General features: G+C 51.3%; 1 protein-coding gene. It reads right to left on the bottom strand.

Features of this window, described 5'->3' with window-relative positions; translation table 11 throughout:
- Nucleotides 1-723: IS4 family transposase (locus tag DW133_RS09955; RefSeq protein ID WP_118276501.1), on the bottom strand; the 723-nt coding region annotated here is incomplete at its 3' end.
- Nucleotides 724-901: the final 178 nt, after the last annotated feature.

Genomic DNA, 901 nt, shown 5'->3' with positions numbered 1-901 from the left:
CCCCTTCTTCAGCGGCGTCGTTACGGCATTGTCCTTGAGGCGAGTGACGAATGTAGTGCCTCGCTTCGAGAGCCAGGCAAAGAGCGAGTAGTCGCTGTAGCCGCGATCCATAACGACCGTTATGTTGGCGGCAGGCAGTTTCTCGATGGTTGTTTGTGCCAGTGCGGCATCGTGTACCTTTCCGGTAGTCAGATTCATTACGCACGGCATTAAGTGGTCATTGTCGATGATGCTGTGAAGTTTGAACCCACCCTTCGATGTGCGATATTTCGCCCAGTCAAAGCGGCTCAGACAGACGGTGATGGTTGTCGAATCTAGCGAGTAGACGGGCTTTTCAAAGGCTTTTTGAAGTTTCCTTCGCCCCAACATCGGCTTAAAGTAATCCAACAACAGCATGTAGCACTGTTCGAAGATTCGATAGGAACGTGTCTGGTTGGCATAGGCAAGCGCTGTGCGCTTCATAGGCTTGGCATCGAGCTGGTTGAGCTTGCCACAAGCCGAATACAGCCCGTCGTCAAGTTCGCGCAACGAATCGCAGCCGGCGAGATGGCAGAAGAGCAGGGCGATGAAATGATCCCAAGCGCTGAACTTGGTGGCACTGCGTCGGGGGCAATGTTTGTCAAAATGCGCCAGTAGGCGATTTTTGGGCAGTAGATCAATCAACTGCGCAAAGAAGCTGGTAGGTGCATTCTGAAGAGCAAAGTCTGTAGAATTGCTGGCCATGGCGAGGGCTGTGTTGGGTTGTTTAGCGACTTTCCAATTTACATGCTTCCTCGCCATTTTTGTTATCTGCAGCACCTCAAATATCTGACATAGTCATGAAAAAGGGGCCGGCCCTTCGGTCACCCCCTCGAATTTTGCAAAACCTTCTGGCTTTGCAATTCAATTTGGACAGTAGTGA

Source organism: Sutterella sp. AM11-39, from assembly GCF_003472385.1.
Classification (GTDB): domain Bacteria; phylum Pseudomonadota; class Gammaproteobacteria; order Burkholderiales; family Burkholderiaceae_F; genus Duodenibacillus; species Duodenibacillus intestinigallinarum.
This window is presented reverse-complemented; position numbering and strand designations above follow the sequence as displayed.